The sequence below is a fragment of the Nocardia huaxiensis genome (assembly GCF_013744875.1).
Classification (GTDB): domain Bacteria; phylum Actinomycetota; class Actinomycetes; order Mycobacteriales; family Mycobacteriaceae; genus Nocardia; species Nocardia huaxiensis.
Genome location: NZ_CP059399.1, coordinates 2,665,027 through 2,683,668, shown reverse-complemented (window position 1 = coordinate 2,683,668; position 18,642 = coordinate 2,665,027). Strand labels below are relative to the sequence as shown.

Annotated in this window: 12 protein-coding genes; 7 read left to right on the top strand and 5 right to left on the bottom strand. The window is 67.4% G+C overall.

Features of this window, described 5'->3' with window-relative positions:
• Positions 1-9: 9 nt before the first annotated feature.
• Positions 10-837 (bottom strand): helix-turn-helix domain-containing protein, encoded by an 828-nt coding sequence (locus H0264_RS11975; protein ID WP_181584026.1) that lies wholly within the window; start codon positions 835-837, stop codon positions 10-12.
• A 165-nt stretch (positions 838-1,002) separates the two neighbouring features.
• Between H0264_RS11975 and H0264_RS11970 the strand changes: the two genes are divergently transcribed.
• The 3 genes from H0264_RS11970 to H0264_RS11960 all read left to right on the top strand — a co-directional run bounded on the left by H0264_RS11970 (position 1,003) and on the right by H0264_RS11960 (position 3,822).
• Entirely contained in the window at positions 1,003-1,719 is a 717-nt protein-coding gene (locus H0264_RS11970; protein ID WP_181584025.1) for a hypothetical protein, read from the top strand.
• On the top strand, positions 1,716-2,651 hold the full coding sequence (locus H0264_RS38995) for an ABC transporter ATP-binding protein (RefSeq protein WP_181584024.1): 936 nt from the start codon (positions 1,716-1,718) through the stop codon (positions 2,649-2,651). The genes H0264_RS11970 and H0264_RS38995 overlap by 4 nt, the downstream gene beginning before the upstream one ends.
• 343 nt (positions 2,652-2,994) lie before the next feature.
• Positions 2,995-3,822, top strand: coding sequence for an ABC transporter permease (locus tag H0264_RS11960; protein ID WP_181584023.1), 828 nt, complete (start codon positions 2,995-2,997; stop codon positions 3,820-3,822).
• Between the two features lie 3 nt (positions 3,823-3,825).
• Here the strand turns inward: H0264_RS11960 and H0264_RS11955 are convergent, their stop codons facing one another.
• The gene (locus H0264_RS11955; protein ID WP_181584022.1) at positions 3,826-4,359 is read right to left on the bottom strand and encodes a VOC family protein; all 534 of its coding nucleotides are present in this window, start codon (positions 4,357-4,359) and stop codon (positions 3,826-3,828) included.
• Between the two features lie 196 nt (positions 4,360-4,555).
• Between H0264_RS11955 and H0264_RS11950 the strand changes: the two genes are divergently transcribed.
• The 4 genes from H0264_RS11950 to H0264_RS11935 all read left to right on the top strand — a co-directional run bounded on the left by H0264_RS11950 (position 4,556) and on the right by H0264_RS11935 (position 13,527).
• Complete coding sequence (locus tag H0264_RS11950; RefSeq protein WP_181584021.1) at positions 4,556-8,437, top strand: ABC transporter ATP-binding protein; 3,882 nt, start codon at positions 4,556-4,558, stop codon at positions 8,435-8,437.
• Between the two features lie 112 nt (positions 8,438-8,549).
• Positions 8,550-12,293: a multifunctional oxoglutarate decarboxylase/oxoglutarate dehydrogenase thiamine pyrophosphate-binding subunit/dihydrolipoyllysine-residue succinyltransferase subunit gene (locus H0264_RS11945; RefSeq protein ID WP_181584020.1), complete on the top strand. Its 3,744-nt coding sequence runs from the start codon at positions 8,550-8,552 to the stop codon at positions 12,291-12,293.
• A 159-nt stretch (positions 12,294-12,452) separates the two neighbouring features.
• The gene (locus H0264_RS11940) at positions 12,453-12,959 is read left to right on the top strand and encodes a hypothetical protein (protein ID WP_231083086.1); all 507 of its coding nucleotides are present in this window, start codon (positions 12,453-12,455) and stop codon (positions 12,957-12,959) included.
• A gap of 28 nt (positions 12,960-12,987) precedes the next feature.
• Complete coding sequence (locus H0264_RS11935) at positions 12,988-13,527, top strand: rhomboid family intramembrane serine protease (protein ID WP_181584019.1); 540 nt, start codon at positions 12,988-12,990, stop codon at positions 13,525-13,527.
• A gap of 167 nt (positions 13,528-13,694) precedes the next feature.
• On the opposite strand, the gene H0264_RS11930 is transcribed toward H0264_RS11935, so the two are convergent.
• The 3 genes from H0264_RS11930 to H0264_RS38990 form a co-directional block, all read right to left on the bottom strand.
• Positions 13,695-14,591: a DUF1444 domain-containing protein gene (locus tag H0264_RS11930; RefSeq protein ID WP_181584018.1), complete on the bottom strand. Its 897-nt coding sequence runs from the start codon at positions 14,589-14,591 to the stop codon at positions 13,695-13,697.
• A 146-nt stretch (positions 14,592-14,737) separates the two neighbouring features.
• A complete protein-coding gene (locus tag H0264_RS11925; protein WP_181584017.1) occupies positions 14,738-15,130 on the bottom strand; it encodes an antitoxin YezG family protein in 393 nt (130 codons plus the stop codon).
• Positions 15,131-15,187: 57 nt separating this feature from the next.
• Entirely contained in the window at positions 15,188-18,601 is a 3,414-nt protein-coding gene (locus H0264_RS38990) for a DNA/RNA non-specific endonuclease (protein ID WP_181584016.1), read from the bottom strand.
• Positions 18,602-18,642: the final 41 nt, after the last annotated feature.

Here is an 18,642-nt window from a genome sequence, read left to right as displayed (position 1 = left end):
GCCTCGCCGCTAGCCCCGCTGTTGGTCTTGGACGAATGGGAACTCCTCGCGTTCCCGCCACACCGAGGGCGGCATACCAGCCAGTTCACGCCACTCGCGGGCCATATGCGCCTGGTCGTAATAGCCGGACAGCGCCGCCACCTCCGACAGCAGCGGCGCCTGCGGCTGCCGCAGCAGCTGATGTGAGCGTTCGAAGCGGGCGATGCGCACGGCGTCCTTGGGCGTCACCCCGAATTCGGCCGCGAACCGATTGCCGAGATGTCTTCGGCTCCAGCCGATCTCGTCGGCGACCGCACCCACCCGCACCTCCGGGTCCGGGCCGGACAGCAGCTTCCAGGCGTGCGCGAGTTCCGGATTCCACGGCACCGGTTCGATGCGGCGCAGCAGAATCTCGTCGAGGATGGCGAAGCGGCGCGGCCAGCTCGCCGTGGCCGACAGGCGCTCGCGCAGCTCGACCGCGCTCGGGCCGAGCAGCTCGCGCAGATCCACCACCCAGGCGCCCAGGGCGGCGGTCGGGATGCCGAACAGGGCGCGGCAGCCGCGCGCTGTCAATGCCAGCTGCACGCCGTGCTGGAAACCGTTGTGCGCGATGGTGGCCGGGCGCACGGTGAGTCCGCTGGCCAGCATGTCCCAGCTGCCGGGCGGCTGATCCGGGTGCGCGGATACCGACAGACTGACAGGTTCGTCGATGGTGACGATCATGGTCAGCACCGAACTCGGCATCCCCACGTGCGTACCCGGGTCGAAGCCGCGCAGCAGATAGCCCTCGTACCCGAGGACGTACTCGCGCAGCCGGCGATCGGGCAACCCGGTCGCGCCTTCGGACACACCCGCCACGTACCCACCGTAGGCCGACTCGCGCGGCGTGTCGCCATGACCACACGTGAGAGCCCCGGTGCGGCGGGTATCCAGGGGGTGCAGGAACCGGTGTACCGCGCGAATCGTTGTCCCGGTGCCATAGAGTTTCGGTCGGAGGACCGCGCGAAGTTAGGGGTGTTGTCGATGTTCAAGACCGGGCTCGAGAAGGCGGTCGTGCAGCTGCTCGACAACGGATCGCAACTACAGGCGCCCGCTGTCGCCAAGTACGTCGAGAAGATGCGGAAATCGCATCCCGGCGAGTCGCCCGCGCAGATCATCACGCGCATCGAGAAGCTGTACCTCAATACCGTCACCGGCAGCGGCACCGCCGTCGGCGCGGCCGCCGCGGTCCCCGGAGTCGGCACCATCGCCTCCGTCGCGGCCATGAGCGCCGAGACCGCGTTCTTCCTGGAAGCCTCCGCGCTCTACACCCTGGCCGTGGCCGCCGTGCACGGCGTCGCCCCCGAGGACAAGGAACGCCGCCGCGCCCTGGTGCTGGCGGTGGTGCTCGGCGAGAGCGGCATGGAGATCGTGCAGAAGAGCGTCGGCTCCTCCGCCAAGAACTGGGGCAATCTGATGGCCAACAAGATCCCCGGCATCAGCTCCATGAACGATTCGCTGCTCAAGCGTTTCCTGGTGCAGTTCGTCACCAAGCGTGCGGCGCTCATGGTCGGCAAGGTGATCCCGGCCGGAATCGGCGCGGCCATCGGCGGATTCGGCAACCGGGCCCTGGGCCACAAGCTGATCGACAACTCCCGCAGGGCCTTCGGCGCACCGCCGGTCACCTGGCCGCAACCCATGGTGATCGACGCCGATCCGCTGCCCGCCGTGGAAGCCGCACCCCGGACCAAGCAGCCGTGAGCCGGCCGCGTCCCCTCGCCTTCGCCGCCGCCGGGCTGAGCAAGAACTTCGGCGAGGTCGCCGCCGTCCGCGACGCGAGTTTCGTCGTCCCCGCGGGCAGCATCGCGGTTCTGGTCGGGCCGATCGGCGCGGGCAAGACGACGCTGCTGCGACTGCTGCTCGGCCAGCTGAAACCGACGTCGGGCACCGCGAGCGTGGGCGGACCCGGCTCCGGTATCCGGCGCGGCCGCCAGCCCATCGGGGCCATGCTCGCCCCGCGCGGCCTGCACCCGGCGCGCACCGGGCGCGGTCAGGCACGCGTATTCGCCGCCGCCGCAGGAGTTTCCGATGCCCGGGTGGACGAACTGCTGGCCCTGCTCCAGCTCACCGACGTGGCGGACCACCGAATCAGCACCTACTCCCCCGGACAGCAGACCCGCCTGGCCTTGGCCATCGCCCTGCTCGGCGACCCGCCGCTGCTGGTGCTGGACGACCCGATGGCCGGTCTCGAGCAACCCGAAATCGCCTGGCTCGCCGAATATCTGCGCGCCCACGCCCGCCGCGGCGGCACGGTCCTGCTCACCTCCCGCACGCTGAGCGCGGCCATCTCCCTCGCCGACGAACTGATCGTGCTCGACCACGGCGCCATCGTCTACCAGGGCAGCCCCGCCCGCCTGCGCCGCAGCCACCCCGACCGCCTCCTGGTCCGCGCCTCCAGCCCGATCGCCCTCGCCACCACCCTGGCAGCCCAGGGCTACACCGACGCCGTCATGCGCCCGGACGGCCGCCTCGCCGTCGCCGAAGCCACCCTGGCCCAACTGGAATCGGCCGCCCAGACCGCCCGCGTCCAGCTCACCGAGATCACCCCCGAACACGTCCACCCCGACCAGGTGCTCGCCACCCTCACCCACCGCCCCGCCACCTTCCCGGCCCCCTTCGGGATGCCGCGGTGAACCGACGCCCCTCGCCCGGTCCGAGGTGCGGCAGCGGCCCGCTGGGACACGACGACACCCTGCGGGCCGGCGACACGCTCCACCGCGGCGCTGTAATGCAATGCGACGCCGCACAAGGCAATGCGACGCGGCAATGCGGTCGGGCTGCGCTTCGCGACGCGGCGACACTCCACGGCACAGCACCGCTCCATGGCACGGCTCGACGGCGCGGCACCGCTCTCCTCCACGGCACGACTGCGCTGCGCGGCCACGCGCGCACATCGTCGCGTGCAGGGGTGCCGGTGTCAGAGAATCGGCGCTGCGCGGCGGGCGATGCCCGTGATCTTCCACGAAAGGTTGCCCGATGATCCTCACAGCGGTGCCGGAATCGGTGAAGCGGGCCGCGAACTCCGAAGCGCGCAAAGTGGTTTCGGTGCGGGCCTATGCGCAGCTGGCGGCCGTGCTGGTGGCGGCGAGCGTGGTCGCGTTCGCCGCGCTGGGGTTGACGCTGCGGCCCGAGGACTGGAAGAACCAGCCGCTGCCCGAGCCGTTCGGGTTCGGGGCGATCCTCGTAGCGGCGGTGCTGGCGCTCGCGGTGGTGCTGGCCGGCGTGTTCGGGGCGGAGTCGGCGGGGGCCGAGTACCGCTACGGGACGCTGGGCATCAGTGCGCTGTTCACACCGGACCGGAATGTGCTGCTCGGGTCGAAACTCGGTGTCACAGCGCTGTTTTCGCTGGCGACCGTGGTCGGAATGGAGCTGCTGGGCGGCGGGGCGTTCCTGCTGTTCGCACGCGGCGAGGTGAGCCTCGGCTGGACGCACGTCGCGATTCTGGGCGGGGTGGCGCTGGCCGCCGTGTGCTGGTCGGTCATCGGGGCGGCGCTGGGATTCCTGCTGCGCACACCGACGCGGGCCGTCGTCGCGGTGGTGGGCCTCATGGTGCTCGAACCGCTGATCTGGTTGATCGCCAACGCGATCGGCCTGCCCGCCCTCTGTACGGTGCTGCCGGTATCGACCACGGTGGGCACGATGACCGGCGACACCATTCCGGAATCCGTCGCCTTCATCGCACCCACCCCGGCCGCCATGGTCCTGCTGCTGCTGTGGACGGCGGGCGCGGTCACCGCAGCGTGGTGGGACTTCACCCGCCGCGACCTGGCCGACACCTCCGCCCCGAAACTGCCGACCAGGTAGCTCTCAGCCGCGATCGGCGAACAGCCGCCGCCACACCTCATGATCGGTGCGCGGCCCACCCGGCGTCTCCGCACCGTATTTCGCGATCAAACCGGGCAGATCGAGCGGACTGCTCGGTGACGCCATACCCGCCAGCTCCGCCTCCACGGCAGCATCCGGCACCAGCCAGCACACCTCGAATTCGATCCCATCCGGATCCGCCGCGTACAGCGCCTTCGTCGACCCGTGATCCGAGGCTCCGGTGAGAGCCCCTGCCGCACGCAGGGTTTCACTGATCCGCTGCAACTCGGCGAGGGTATCCACCTCCCAGGCCAGGTGATACAACCCCACCCGCCCCGTCCGCGCCGGCGTCGCGGGATCCGGCGATTGGAACAGCCCTAGATCGTGATCATTGGCCGACCCCTCCGCCTGCAGGAACACCGCCCCCGGAAACCCACCCGGCAACCGCCGGAACCCGAGCACCTCACCATAGAAGGCCGCCGATCGCTCCACATCGGAGACGAACAGAACGGCATGGTTCAAACGCTGAATCGGCATCCCCCCAGCCGATCACGCCACCCCGCCCAACACAACCCCACACCCCGGCTCGCCGCCCCGCAACCTGGATCAGGGCTGTGCGGCGGCGAGTTGGGGTGTGGGGTCACCCATCGCAACTGACCTGCGGGAACAAATCACTGTCGGTGGCGGTAGTTACCTTCGATTGGGGATGACTGTGATCGAGACTGTGCAGAGGATGAGCGGCCCGGCGGCGGATGTGACCACGCGGGGCTGGCTGCGGCGATTGTGGGAGCGGTGCCGGGAACATCCCGGATTGCTGGCGGGGCTGGCGCTGGTGGTGATGCTGGGCGCGGTGGTCACGGTGGTTTCACCACTGCTGGCCAAACGGGCGCTGGACGGGGCCGTCGCGGGGGATACGGCGATCATCACGACCATGGCGTGGTTGCTGGTGGCGGTCGCCGTCGGCCGGGCGATCTCCAGTTTCGGGCGGCGCATGCTGGCCGGGCGGCTGGCGCTGGATGTGCAGCACGAACTGCGGGTGGATCTGCTGCGGGCACTGCATCGCATGGACGGGCCGGGGCAGGACGAACTGCGGACCGGACAGGTGGTGTCGCGGTCCATCTCGGATCTGAATCTGGTGCAGGGGCTGCTGGCCATGGGGCCGTGGTCGCTGCTGGCGGCCTTGCAGTTCGTGTTGTCGGCGGTCGTCATGGTGTGGCTGTCTCCGCCGCTGGCTCTCACCGCCTTGCTCATGGTTCCGGTGATGGCGCTGGTCGTGTACCGGGTGCGCCCCCGGCTGTACGCGGCCACCTGGTCGGCGCAGCAGCGCGGCGCGGATCTGGCCCAGCATGTCGAGGAGACCGTCACCGGCGTGCGCGTGGTGAAGGGCTTCGGGCAGGAAGCCCGCATGGTGGATGTGCTGGAAGGGCATGCGCGACGGCTGTTCTCCGAGCGCATGCGGGCCGCCCGCATCGACGCGCGGTTCGGGCCGACGCTGTCCACGATCCCGCAGGCGGCGCTGATCGCCGTCATCACCATGGGCGGCGTGCTGGCGCTGCACGGGTCCATCGGGGTGGGCACGTTCCTGGCATTCGCCGCCTACGTGTCGACCATGTCCAATGCCACCCGCACCGTCTCCATGGTGGTGGTGATGGCGCAGCTGACTCGCGCTGCCGCCGAACGCGTGCACCAGGTCATCGACAGTGCGCCCGAGCGCATCGATCCGGAACACCCGGTGGATCTGCCCGCGGGCCCGCTCGGCATCGAAATCAGCTCGCTCACTTTCGGATTCGACGACGATCGCCCCGTTCTGCGCGACTTCGACCTGAAGGTCGTTCCCGGCGAGACGGTCGCCGTCATCGGCCCCGCCGGTTCCGGGAAGTCCACGCTCTCGCTGCTGCTCCCCCGCTTCTTCAGCCCGGACGCGGGCCGAATCACCCTGTACAACAACGATTCCCGAGCCGACATCGCCGACCTGCGGGCCGCTGATCTGCGCGCCGCCGTGGGCGTGGTGTTCGATGACGCCTTCCTGCTGTCCGACACCATCACCGCCAATATCGCGCTCGGCCGCCGAAACGCCACCGAGCTCGAAATCCGCACCGCCGCACGGCAGGCCGCCGCCGACGAGTTCATCGAGGCCCTGCCCGACGGCTACGACACGGTGGTCGGCGAACGCGGTCTCACCCTCTCCGGCGGTCAGCGTCAGCGCATCGCCCTGGCCCGCGCCCTGCTCGCCGATCCGCGCGTCCTCGTGCTGGACGACGCCACCTCCGCGGTGGACGCGCTCACCGAGGCCGCCATCTTCGACGCGCTGCCCACCGATGCCGGCCGCACCACCCTCATCCTCGCGCACCGCGAATCGACCCTGGCCCATGCGGACCGGGTCATCCGGCTGCCCGGCCCGGAATCAGCGGGAGTAGTCCCGGAAGGTCATGACGAACCCGGCCGCGGCCACCACGAACAGACCGGCGAACAGCACCAGGCGCAGCCACACAATGGGCACGTCACGTACCAGCAATCCGAGCCCCATGACAGCCAGCAGCATGAGCACGCCGTAGAACGGCGTCCGCTGCGGATGGTCACCCAAGCCCATACCTCCTTGGTACGCGCTCCGGGTGAACCGCGCCGGAACGCCCCCGCCAGCGGCGGATCCGCGCATTCGGCGAACGAGGCACACACCCCGGCAGCCGATCCGAGGGCCGCGGAACTCCTGGATCGCGACACTCCCGCCGAAGTGCGCAAGGCGCTGACCACCTTGCCCGCCGCCACCGAACAACCCGAGGTGGACGACGAACCGCTGCGGGCCCCCGATCCGGGCTTCCGGCTGCCGAAACTACTGCGGACCGTGCGCTGGCTGGTCGTACTGGCGGTGGCCCTGCTGGCCGTGGATGCCCTTGTCGGAGTGGGTTTTCCGACGATCGTGCGCTATGCCATCGACTCGGGTGTGAGCCGGTCCGACAGCGCCGCGCTGACCCGGGCGGCGATCATCGGCGGACTGCTGGCCGGGCTCGGCTGGATCGTCGCGTCGACCGCCCTGCTGTGGGGCGCCCGCGCCGGCGAACGTGTCCTGTACGGGCTGCGGGTACGCAGTTACGCCCACCTGCAACGCCTGGGACTCGACTACTACGAGCGAGAACTGTCCGGCCGCATCATGACCCGGATGACCACCGACATCGATGCCCTGTCCACCTTCTTGCAGACCGGACTGCCGGAAGCCCTGGTCAGCCTGCTCATGGTGGCCGGAATCATGGTGGCGCTGGTCGTGATCGACGCGCGGCTGGCCATGGTCGTGCTGCTTCTGCTGCCGCTGCTGATCATCGCCATCTGGATCTTCCGCAAGGTGTCCAATGCCGCCTACAGCGAATCGCGCGAGCATTCGGGAACGGTCAACGCCGATTTCGCCGAGAATGTCGCGGGACTGCGTGCGCTGCAGGCCAATCGGCACGAGCAGGTCTCGGCGGAACGGTTCGCCGCATACTCCGACCGCTACCGCGTGAGCCGGATGCGGGCCCAGCGCGCCATCGCGGTGTTCTTCGCCTTCGTGGGCATGTGGGCGGATATCGCACTGGCCGGCGTGGTGTTCTGGGGTGCGAAGGAGGTCGCGGGCGGCACCACCACGGCGGGCACGCTCATCGCCTTCGTGTTGTATCTGGAATTGCTGTTCGGCCCGATCTACCAGCTGTCGCAGCTGTTCGACGGATATCAGCAGGCGGCGGTCGGCCTGCGCCGGATCGCGGAACTGCTGCGCACCCCGTCGTCGATCGTCCCGGACCCGGTGGACGCCAAGCCGATCGACGGCGCACTGCGCGGCGAGGTCGTCTTCGACAATGTGCGCTTCCACTACCCCGGTACCCGCACGCCCGCGCTGGACGGTGTCACCCTGCGCATCCCCGCGGGCACATCGCTGGCTCTGGTCGGCGCGACCGGCGCGGGGAAATCGACCATTGTCAAACTCCTGGCACGCCTCTACGACATGCCCCGCGACGAGAACACGTCCCACCCCACCGGCGCGATCCGCGTGGACGGCGTCGATATCCGCGACTACCGCCTCGCCGACTACCGTGCCCGGCTCGGCGTGGTCCCGCAGGAAGCTCACCTCTTCGCCGGGGACGTGGCGAGCAACATTGCATTTGGCAAACCTTTCGCCACAACCTCACAAATCGCGGACGCGGCCTATGCGGTCGGTGCTCTCGACACCCTCGACACCCTGCCCGGCGGCCTGCGGCACCCCGTCGGCGAACGCGGTCGCGGGCTGTCCGCCGGGCAGCGGCAGCTGGTCGCGCTGGCCCGCGCCGAAATCGTGCACCCCGACCTGTTGCTGCTGGATGAGGCCACCGCCGTGCTGGATCCGGCCGCCGAAGCCTCGGTCCTGGTGGCGAACGAATCGGTGACGCAGGGCCGGACCGCCGTCATCGTGGCGCACCGTTTGGCGACGGCCGCGCAGGCCGATCGAATCGCCGTGGTCGCGCACGGTCGCATAGCCGAAATCGGCACCCATGCCGAATTGCTATCGAAACGCGGGGTGTACGCGGAACTATGGGCTGCGGCACTGGCCGAAGAAGGAATATTCTCGCGAGAGGACGAGTCGTCACGAGTGGATGTGCCCGCGCAGTGGTAGGTGTGCCCACGGGCGAATCGGGGTGGGCATATCCTCAGTGGGGGCGCATCGGCGCGCATCCGCCGATTACCCGTGCCGGGCACGTCACAAACGTCGCAGCGCGAAGAACGAAATGAGGCGAACACCTGCTGTGAGCAGCTCAACAGACCAGTTCGGACAGAACCAGTGGCTTGTCGACGAGATGTACCAGAAGTACAAGCAAGACCCCTCGTCCGTCGATGAGAGCTGGCACGAGTTCCTTGCCGACTACACGCCGGAGAACACCGGCGACACCGGCAACAGCAAGCCGGTAGCCGCCTCAGCTCCCGCCGCTGCGCCGACCGCAGCCCCCGCCCCGGCCCCTGCGCCGCAGCCCGCCGCCGCGCCCGCCCCGGCACCGGCCGCGCAGCAGCGTGCTCCGCAGACCACCCCGGCGCCGACCTCCAACGCGGCCCCCACCGCGGGCCCGAAGGTCGCCGCCGAAGACGAGGCCAAGGTGCTACGCGGGCCGGCAGCGGCCATCGTGAAGAACATGTCGGCGTCGCTGACCATCCCCACCGCCACCTCCGTGCGCGCCATTCCGGCGAAGCTGATGATCGACAACCGTCTGGTCATCAACAATCACCTCGCACGCACCCGCGGCGGCAAGATCTCCTTCACCCACCTGCTGGGTTACGCCATCGTGCAGGCGATCAAGTCGTTCCCGAACATGAACCGGCACTTCGCCGAGGTCGACGGCAAGCCCAACGCGGTCACCCCCGCGCACACCAATCTGGGCCTGGCCATCGACCTGCGCGCCAAGGACGGCAGCCGCACCCTGGCCGTCGCCGCCATCAAGAACACCGAGGGCATGACCTTCGCGCAGTTCCACAGCGCGTACGAGGACGTCGTGCGCCGCGCGCGTGACGGCAAGCTGACCACCGAGGACTTCTCCGGCGTCACCATCTCGCTCACCAACCCGGGCACCATCGGCACCAACCATTCGGTGCCGCGTCTGATGCCGGGCCAGGGCGCGATCATCGGCGCGGGCGCCATGGAGTACCCGGCCGAGTTCCAGGGCATGAGCGACGATCAGCTCGCCGAGATCGGCATCGGCAAGCTCATGACGCTCACCTCCACCTACGACCACCGCATCATTCAGGGTGCGGAGTCCGGTGACTTCCTGCGCACCATCCACCAGCTGCTGATCTCCGACGAGTTCTACGACGAGATCTTCCACGGCATGGGTGTTCCTTACGAGCCGGTGCGCTGGCGCAAGGACATCAAGGAGCGCGGCGTCGACAAGAGCGTCCGCGTGCAGGAGCTCATCGCGGCGTACCGCAACCGCGGTCACCTCATGGCCGACACCGACCCGCTGCGGCTGGTGAAGGACAAGTTCCGCTCGCACCCGGACCTGGATGTCACCTCGCACGGCCTGACCCTGTGGGACCTGGACCGCGAATTCAACGTGGCGGGCTTCCACGGCCAGGAGCGCATGAAGCTGCGCGACGTGCTGTCCATCCTGCGCGACGCGTACTGCCGCCACGTGGGTGTGGAGTACACCCACATCCTGGATCCCGAACAGCTGCAGTGGATTCAGGATCGCGTGGAGCAGAAGCACGCGAAACCGACTGTGGCCGAGCAGAAGTACATCATGTCCCGGCTCAATGCGGCCGAGGCGTTCGAGACCTTCCTGCAGACCAAATACGTTGGCCAGAAGCGCTTCTCACTCGAAGGCGCGGAGTCCGTCATTCCGATGATGGACGGCGTGATCGACCAGTGCGCCGAGCACGCCCTCGACGAGGTCGTCATCGGCATGCCGCACCGCGGCCGCCTGAACGTGCTGGCGAACATCGTCGGCAAGCCCTACTCGAAGATCTTCACCGAGTTCGAGGGCAATATGAACCCGGCCGCCACGCACGGCTCGGGCGACGTGAAGTACCACCTGGGTGCGCGCGGCACCTACATCCAGATGTTCGGCGACAACGACATCGAGGTCTCGCTGACGGCCAACCCGTCGCACCTCGAGGCCGTCGACCCGGTGCTGGAGGGTCTGGTTCGTGCCAAGCAGGATCTGCTCACCAAGGAAGACATCGTCACCAAGGGCGAAGAGGCGCGGACCTTCTCGGTCGTGCCCCTGATGCTGCACGGTGACGCGGCCTTCGCCGGTCAGGGTGTCGTCGCCGAGACGCTGAACCTGTCGGTGCTGCGCGGCTACCGCACCGGTGGCACCGTGCACATCGTGGTGAACAACCAGATCGGCTTCACCACCGCACCGGAGTACTCGCGTTCCACCGAATACTCCACGGACATCGCGAAATTCATCGGTGCGCCGGTGTTCCATGTCAACGGCGACGACCCGGAAGCCTGTGTGTGGGTGGCCAAGCTGGCCGTCGACTACCGCCAGCGCTTCAACCGCGATGTCGTGATCGACATGATCTGCTACCGCCGTCGTGGCCACAACGAGGGCGACGACCCGTCGATGACGCAGCCGCACATGTACGACGTGATCGACACCAAGCGTTCGGTGCGCAAGGCGTACACCGAGTCGCTGATCGGTCGTGGCGACATCTCCATGAAGGAAGCCGAAGACGCCCTGCGCGACTACCAGGGTCAGCTGGAGCGGATCTTCAACGAGGTGCGCGAGCTGGAGAAGTACTCGCCGGAGCCGTCGGAATCGGTCGAGGACGAGCAGCAGCTGCCCGCGAATCTCGTTACCTCCGTGGACAAGACGGTTCTGCAGCGGATCGGCGACGCGTTCGTCAACGCGCCGGAGGGCTTCTCGGTGCACCCGCGCGTCAAGCCGGTCATGGAGAAGCGCCGCGAGATGGCCTACGAGGGCAAGGTCGACTGGGCCATGGCCGAGCTGATGGCCTTCGGCACGCTGATCGACGAGGGGCACGCGGTGCGTCTCACCGGTCAGGACTCGCGTCGTGGCACGTTCTCGCAGCGCCACTCGGTCATCATCGACCGCAAGACCGGTGCCGAGTACACGCCGCTGCACAACATCGGCTCCAAGAACCCGGGTTGGTTCGCGGTGCACGACTCGGCGCTGTCCGAGTACGCGGCCGTCGGTTTCGAATACGGCTACTCGCTGGGCAACCCGGACGCACTCGTGCTGTGGGAAGCGCAGTTCGGTGACTTCGTCAACGGCGCGCAGACCATCATCGACGAGTTCATCTCCTCCGGTGAGGCCAAGTGGGGTCAGCTCTCCGAGGTCGTGCTGCTGCTGCCGCACGGTCACGAGGGCCAGGGCCCCGACCACACCTCGGGTCGTATCGAGCGGTTCCTGCAGCTGTGCGCCGAGGGTTCGATGACGGTCTCGGTGCCGTCCACCCCGTCGAACTACTTCCACCTGCTGCGCCGCCACGCCCTGGACGGCATCCGCCGCCCGCTGGTGGTCTTCACCCCGAAGTCCATGCTGCGCAACAAGGCCGTGGTCTCCGACATCGAGGACTTCACGGACAACAAGTTCCGCACCGTCCTGGAGGAGCCCACCTACGAGTCGGGCGACGGCGACCGTTCGAAGGTCAAGCGCGTTCTCCTCACCTCCGGCAAGATCTACTACGAGCTGGCGGCCGAGAAGAACAAGCAGAACCGCGACGACGTGGCCATCGTCCGCGTCGAGCAGCTCTACCCGATCCCGAAGTTCCGCCTGAACGAGGCCCTCGAAGGCTACGCCAACGCCACCGATCTGGTGTGGGTCCAGGAAGAACCCGCCAACCAGGGCGCGTGGCCGTTCTTCGGCCTCAACCTCCCGGAGATCCTCCCGGCCCGCTTCAACAAGCTGCGCCGCATCTCCCGCCGCGCCATGTCGGCCCCGTCCTCGGGTTCGTCCAAGGTGCACGCGGTGGAACAGCAGGAGATCATCGAGGAAGCCTTCGCGCCGACGGCGTAAGGTTCGCTGAATCCCGTTGCGGGGCCGGTTCGCTCACCCGAGCGAACCGGCCCCGCGCCGTTTGTGGCGCTGACCATATTCCGCCGCGTGGACTTGGCTCAGGGATCGGCCGTCGGTTAGCGTCCGTCCAGCTAATACATTCATCCGGGGGATTCACACATGATCGACAACACGGCACGTACCCGCGCGGCTCGACTCGCTGCCTCGCTGCTGGTCGCGCTCTTCGTTCCACTCGGCGCCACCGGCGTGGCGCACGCCGATATCGGCACCGGCAGTGCAGGTTTCGGGCAGAACGACGAACAGCGCGCCGAATCCATCGCCTCCGATTACGCGGTCGGCGCGGCCACAGTCGACTACCGCGACTTCGATTCCTGGCAGCAGCGGCTCAAGGCCAATACGACCCCGCAGCTGGCCGCCGAGTTCGACGGTTCCGCCGCGCAGCTGCGTGAGATCATCGTCCCGCTCCGCTGGGTGTCGACCGCGAGTCTGCTTGCCGCCAAGGTGATCTCGTCATCGAACGGCGTCTACCAGGTCGACGTGTTCATCGACAGCACCGCCACCACCACCCAGAGCCCCTCCCCCGTTCGCACCACGATCACCTACAAGCTGACCGTAGACCGCAACCAGGGCTGGAAGATCTCCGACGTCAGCGGCAACCAATTCTGACGCACCGCACCCCCATTCGAGGAGTGCCATGCCTCCGAAACTCGCCGCCGACCTGCGTAAGCACCCGGTCACCTACCTACTGATCGCGGTCAATCTACTCACCTACGCGGCGCAACTGATCGACCCACGGCTGCAGGACAGATTCGCCACGCTCGGTCGCGGCTATCTCAACGACGGCACCGTCTATCTGTACGACGGGCATCCGGAACCGGGTGATTCGCTGGCCGGAATCGAATTCGGTGAGTGGTACCGACTACTCACCGGCGCCTTCCTGCATCTCGAGCCCGGTCAGGACATCGGCGTCGCACACATCGCCGGCAATATGGTGTGGCTGTGGCTGTTCGGCCGCGCGATCGAGCCGCTGACCGGCCACCTCCGAATGCTGTTGCTGTACCTCGGCTCGGCCATCGGCGGCAGTCTCGCGGTCTATCGGCTCGCCCCCGACGACCTGGTGGTGGGCGCGTCAGGCGCCGTCTACGGATTGGTCGCCGCGCTGTTCGGGCTGAACCTCCGCAACCGAACCGAGCGAGCCGGCGCCGCCTCCCTGGCAGCCATCTTCCTTGTCTGACTTGCCTTTTCGGCCTACTCCACATCCTGGCAAGCCCACCTGGGCGGATTCCTGACCGGCGCCGCCCTCGCCGGCATCCATCTATTCCTGCAGCCGAGCCGCCGTACCATCGACCATGACGTCACACCGCCATGGCATCCGGATCGACTCTGAGCAGGTCTTGAACTCTATTGCCGCCAGCGCTGGTTCACGCTCGCCGCGAGCTGCGCCAGCGTCGCGTCGTCAGGCCACTCGCGCGCCTCGAAACGGCGTGGCCACAGTCCTGGCACCGGAGCCAGTCCCAGCGTTTCGACGGCGAGTCTCAGCGGCGCGGTGATGGATCCGGTGATCTGCCCGTTGCTGTCCACTTCGCAGAAGTCGAGGTAATCGGCATCGGGCAGCAGGGAAGCCGTGCCATGGCACCAGGGTATGATCGTGGCGGGCAGGCCCGCGGGTTCGGCGTCGAAGATGTCCGAAGGGTAGGCGTACTCGATGCCGTAGCGCCGACTCAGGGCGTCCGGGTTCTCGTCGAGAATGTGCTCGAGAAACGTCGTCTGGGTGCTGTAGCCGGTGAGCGCGAGTTGCGCGGTGGCGCTCCGCGCGGCAACCGAGAGTGGCTCCGCTCGATCGTAAGGAATAACCGCGTGGTTTTCGTCGACCGTGTACGCCTGTGGCGACACCCGACAGTCCGATCCCAGATATTCCTCGGCCACCAGGGCGAACATCTTCTCGACGCCATCCCCTTTGTCCTGCAACAGGATCAGATTCCGTTCATCGGGAATGAACGCCACCGGCCGATGTTCCCCGTCGCTGAACAACGACAGCCAGCCCGGAATCAAGAGGAGCGACGTGAAGTACCCGTCACCGTGATCGACGAATCGGATCGGCGAATCCTTCTCCGTCGGAACGATTATCGCCTGCATGAAGTTCTGCAGCGCGATCTCGAACACCTCGCCCGCGCCGATACCCCACTCCTCGATTCGAGGTTCATCCACGAGGACTCGCCGATCCGGCAGATCGATCACCACCATCGCGTCCACGAACGGAAATACCGGTCGTGCGAGCGGCCGTCCGCCGGTGCTCATGGAGATGGTCCGCCCGACAGCCTTCAACACCGGCCGCAGCAGCGGCCGCGCCTCATCCCAGGACATGGCATGCGTTTCCGGTGCATCGGCAGCGCCGACACCGCGGCCGAATCTCGCCCCGAGGACGCGCGCAAACGATTTGAAACTCACTGTGGCATGAGCTCTCTGGGCATCATGTCGAACCAGCGATCGACGTCGTCGTATTCGAAATCGATCTGCAATGCCATATCGGATCGTTTGAGCTGAATGAGGCAGGACTGCCACGCAGTCTCTCCGGGTTTCTGCATGACTGCTCGCAGACGTCGAATCTTGTCCTTCAGATCATCGCTCCGCGGCGTCCGCGCCTCCCACCGGCCGGTGTCAGAGTAGCCATAGCCGTTCATCCAGATCGCATGATCATTGATCCGAACGACCACACTCAGCGCTTCCCAACGAAACTTCCCGTAATCGTCGGCAAACTCTCGGTCCCTGAGGATATTCGAGCCCACTTCCAGGAGGAGGGCGTCGGCTTCCGGCGAATCGAAGGTGGGGTCAGCCATCTTTTCGGGCTCCAATCTCTTCTGTCGGTGGTAGCAAGGTCAGGTCGCTGCGCGTGGTCATACTCGGTCTTCGGGACTCAGATTGGGTCCGGTTCCACCATTCCATCCTGGTCCAGGCGCCGGAGCCGGCGTCGGCTGGCCGGGGCTGGGCTCCGGAGCTGCGGGAGCAGGTGTCGGAGCGGGAGCCGGCGCGGGTGGCGGGCTGTAGTCGGCCTCCGGCGGATCCGGTGGTGTGAAGGTCTCGGGTTCAGGCGTGGGTGCTGGTTCCGGTGGCGCGAAGTCCTCGTGGTCCGGCGTCGGCTCCGATGGCTCGGGGATGTAGTTCGGCTCAGGGGCGCGGTCGGGCCCGGAGTCCAGATCGGCGAACCGCGGCACGGGAATTCGTCCCCTGGGGAGGGGGATCGGAATTCCGGGGAACCCCGGCGTGCCCTTACCGAACGGGTTGATTCGATCCCACAGCGACGGGTCTTTGCTGCCACCGTTGTCCGGCTTGTTCGGTCGCGTCGGTTGCGGGTTCGGGTCGAGACCCTGTGGATCACCCGGAACACGCTTGTACGGCATCGGATACAGCTGTGCGCCTCCGGGTTGACTCAACCATCCGTATCCGTAGGGCGCCGGTGGAAGGGTCTGCGGTTGACTGGGCTGCTGCGGGTTGTCGGGGAGCAGGGTGACACCGCCACCGTTGTACGGACCCCAGTGATACCCCGGCGGTGCCGTCGGTAGCCAGTGCGGAGTTCCCGGCGGCGCCGTATAGCCGGGTGGAGTCTGTTCCAGATTCCAGATCCCATTGCGATATTCCCAGGAGTAGCCCTGCGGTGGCACCGGCAACGTTTGTCCGTCCGGCGGGTAGACCTCGCTGTACTTCGGATTCGGAGCGAGCCACCATCCTCCATTGGGATTGGCGGAATCGTCGGGCACGAAGTGATAGTTCGGCGGTGGCGACGGCAATGTCACCGGCGGCGGCTGCGGTAGGCCGGGCTGTACTGGGACCGGGTCCTGTGGCTGCACCGGCGGGTTCACCGGATCGGGTACCACCGGCGGCTGAATCGGCTCTGGCACAGTCGGTTCAACAGGAGACGGTTCGAGGGGGAATTGTGGTTCGGTGGGCTCGATCGGGGGCTGAACATCGGGGTTCTCTGGATCGAGCGGGACGGCGGGGCCTTCCGGCTGCTCGAACTCACCTGGCACGCCGGGGCCGCGGGGACCGGAAGGCTGTCCGGGCAACTGATGGTCGCCGGGCTGCGGTACCGCAATGAGTGAGTCCTGAGGACCGGTCGGCTCCGGAGCAGGTTCCGATGTCTCCGGGTCCGCGTGGTCGACGGTCGAATCATCCTCTCCGTCTCGAGGAGAACCGCCGCCGGAACCCTGGCCGCCATTGGCTTCCTCGTCCAGGGCATCCTTCATCAGCCGCCGGACCTGCTTTCCAGTGAGCCGTTTGAACTCCTGATTCGATTCGTTGTCGAAAGTCTCTTGCTCGGGCGTGTATACGACCGTGCCATCGGGTGTTTCGACGCGGTATCGGACCCGAACGACATCCGGTCGAACACCGTCGAACTCCTCGAGCTCGACGTCCACATAGACGACACCGCCCGCGTCCGTCCAAGCGGCCCACTCGTTTTCGAGCTTCTTGTAGGCGCTGCGGTTGAAGTTCCAGTTCTGCGGGAACATGTTCTTCAGGCCCTGGTCTCGCATGAAGCGGTGGCCGATGACATGGCCGCCGTCGTCCGGCCCGCCATTGGAGGCATCGCGACCTCCTGCCTTGCCGACCCGGCTGGTGTAGTCGTTCTCGGCGCTGCCGCGTGTTTCGTCGGCGAAGGCCTCTTTGAGGATGGCGGTGGCCTTGACCGGCCGGCCGAGTTCGTCGACGGTCCAGGTTGCGGTATTGCGGCCTTCGGTCGCGGTGACGTCGCTCAGCGGCCCGGTGGGGATGGGGGCGGTGGGGATAGGTGGATCGGCGAGGATCGGGAAGACCGAATCCGGTGTGGGATAGACGGTTTGGACGAGTCCTTCGCCATCCGCGGTGTAGTCGGTGGCCACCGGTCGGCCGAGGGCGTCGTATGCCCAGGGTCGTGCGATATGAGCGACGGCCCCACCGTCCGCGTCGACGATCGACATCGATCCGTCAGGGTTGGCTTCGATGCGGCCGTCCGCGGGTAGCGGTGCGGCGAACCGGTAGCGGACGGGTGCGTCGCGGTGGTTGATCAGAATGAAGTTCTGTTCGCCGCCGCCGGAGGCGGGAACGGTGAGCTGTTCGTAGCCGGCGGCCGGATCCAGCACCAGTTGGATACGTTCGCCCGACGCCGTGCCGGTGCTGTGCCGGCCATCGTCGTACTCGGCCCCGCGCTGCTGGTCGCGCTGGTTCAGGCGGGTGGGGATGCGCAGCACGAACGGGGCTCCGCTGAGAGCGGGGTCGGGGATGGTGGTGAGTTTCCCCGTGCCGAATCGCCCTGCTGCTGTAGGGGTGTCGGGATCGGGGACCACGAGATCCACAAGGTCGTCGGTGGGGGCCAGGCCGCTGATACCGGCGACGCGGTAGGCGAGACGGGCGGGTTTGGCCAGGGGGATGGCGTCGAGGGCGGCGCGCAGCAGGATGCGGCGCCAATCTCCTATGCCGGTGGCGGTTTTCACGGCCGCGGCCGAGAGGGTGCTGCCGGTGATGGCTGCGGCGGTCAGTGGCGCGGCGACGGCGGTGATCGAGGGGAGAATGGCCGCGGTGGATGAGACGCCCGCGATTTCGCTGAGTGTGTCGGACCCGTTGACGAGTGTCCGCATGGGACCCGACTGGGCTGCTACGGGGTTCAAGGGACGGTCGAAGACCGAGTCGATGCCACGGCCGACAATGGCGAAAGCTTGTTCCCCAATGGGGTTTTCGGCGAACCGCAGGGCAGTTGCCGAGTTGATGTCGGCGACTGTCGTCTCGACCGCACGATTGAGCTCGCGTTGCAGATCGGTGGCCGTGGTGACAAGAGAATCCCAGCGCGCCCGAACCCTGCCGAGGTGGTCGAGCGCGCCGCCGAGTGTGACCACATTCGAAGTCCGCACTGCGGCAACGGCTTCCTGAAGCTCCCCATAGGTGTGGGGTGCGTCGGCGGCGATGGGGTCCATCTGGATCTGGAGGCGAGCCAGCTCTGTGGCGTACTGCTGCAACGAGTTTCCGGCGCGGGTGTAGGCCTCGCCCGTGATCTGCAGGCGGTGGGCGAGATAGTCGTCCTTGACGCCGGTGAAGAGGGTGGCTTCCAGGCCGAGGAAGCGGGAGGTGTCCAGGGCGGCGATGCGGTGGCTGGCGTCGGTGGTTGCGCGGCCGAAGTCGGACCAGGCGCGGCCGGTGCCGGCGATCCGGTCCGGGTCGCCGTCCATGACGAAAAGCTCTGCCGGAAAGCGGCCTTCGGTGAGGGAGGTCAGTGCTTGGTCCAGCAGACCTGTGTCGGTTTCGGGTGCGTCAGCGTGCACCCCGGACGATGTGGCAGCCATGTAATCGGTCCCCGATCCGATATAGCGAGCTTGTGCGGGCT

Excerpts from the sequence above, each read along its gene's own strand:
- H0264_RS11970 (WP_181584025.1), top strand. The coding sequence starts at position 1,003 with ATGTTCAAGACCGGGCTCGAGAAGGCGGTCGTGCAGCTGCTCGACAAC.
- H0264_RS11960 (WP_181584023.1), top strand. The coding sequence starts at position 2,995 with ATGATCCTCACAGCGGTGCCGGAATCGGTGAAGCGGGCCGCGAACTCC.
- H0264_RS11955 (WP_181584022.1), bottom strand. The coding sequence starts at position 4,359 with ATGCCGATTCAGCGTTTGAACCATGCCGTTCTGTTCGTCTCCGATGTG.
- H0264_RS11950 (WP_181584021.1), top strand. The coding sequence starts at position 4,556 with ATGAGCGGCCCGGCGGCGGATGTGACCACGCGGGGCTGGCTGCGGCGA.
- H0264_RS11945 (WP_181584020.1), top strand. The coding sequence starts at position 8,550 with ATGAGGCGAACACCTGCTGTGAGCAGCTCAACAGACCAGTTCGGACAG.
- H0264_RS11940 (WP_231083086.1), top strand. The coding sequence starts at position 12,453 with ATGATCGACAACACGGCACGTACCCGCGCGGCTCGACTCGCTGCCTCG.
- H0264_RS11935 (WP_181584019.1), top strand. The coding sequence starts at position 12,988 with ATGCCTCCGAAACTCGCCGCCGACCTGCGTAAGCACCCGGTCACCTAC.
- H0264_RS11930 (WP_181584018.1), bottom strand. The coding sequence starts at position 14,591 with ATGAGCACCGGCGGACGGCCGCTCGCACGACCGGTATTTCCGTTCGTG.
- H0264_RS11925 (WP_181584017.1), bottom strand. The coding sequence starts at position 15,130 with ATGGCTGACCCCACCTTCGATTCGCCGGAAGCCGACGCCCTCCTCCTG.
- H0264_RS38990 (WP_181584016.1), bottom strand. The coding sequence starts at position 18,601 with ATGGCTGCCACATCGTCCGGGGTGCACGCTGACGCACCCGAAACCGAC.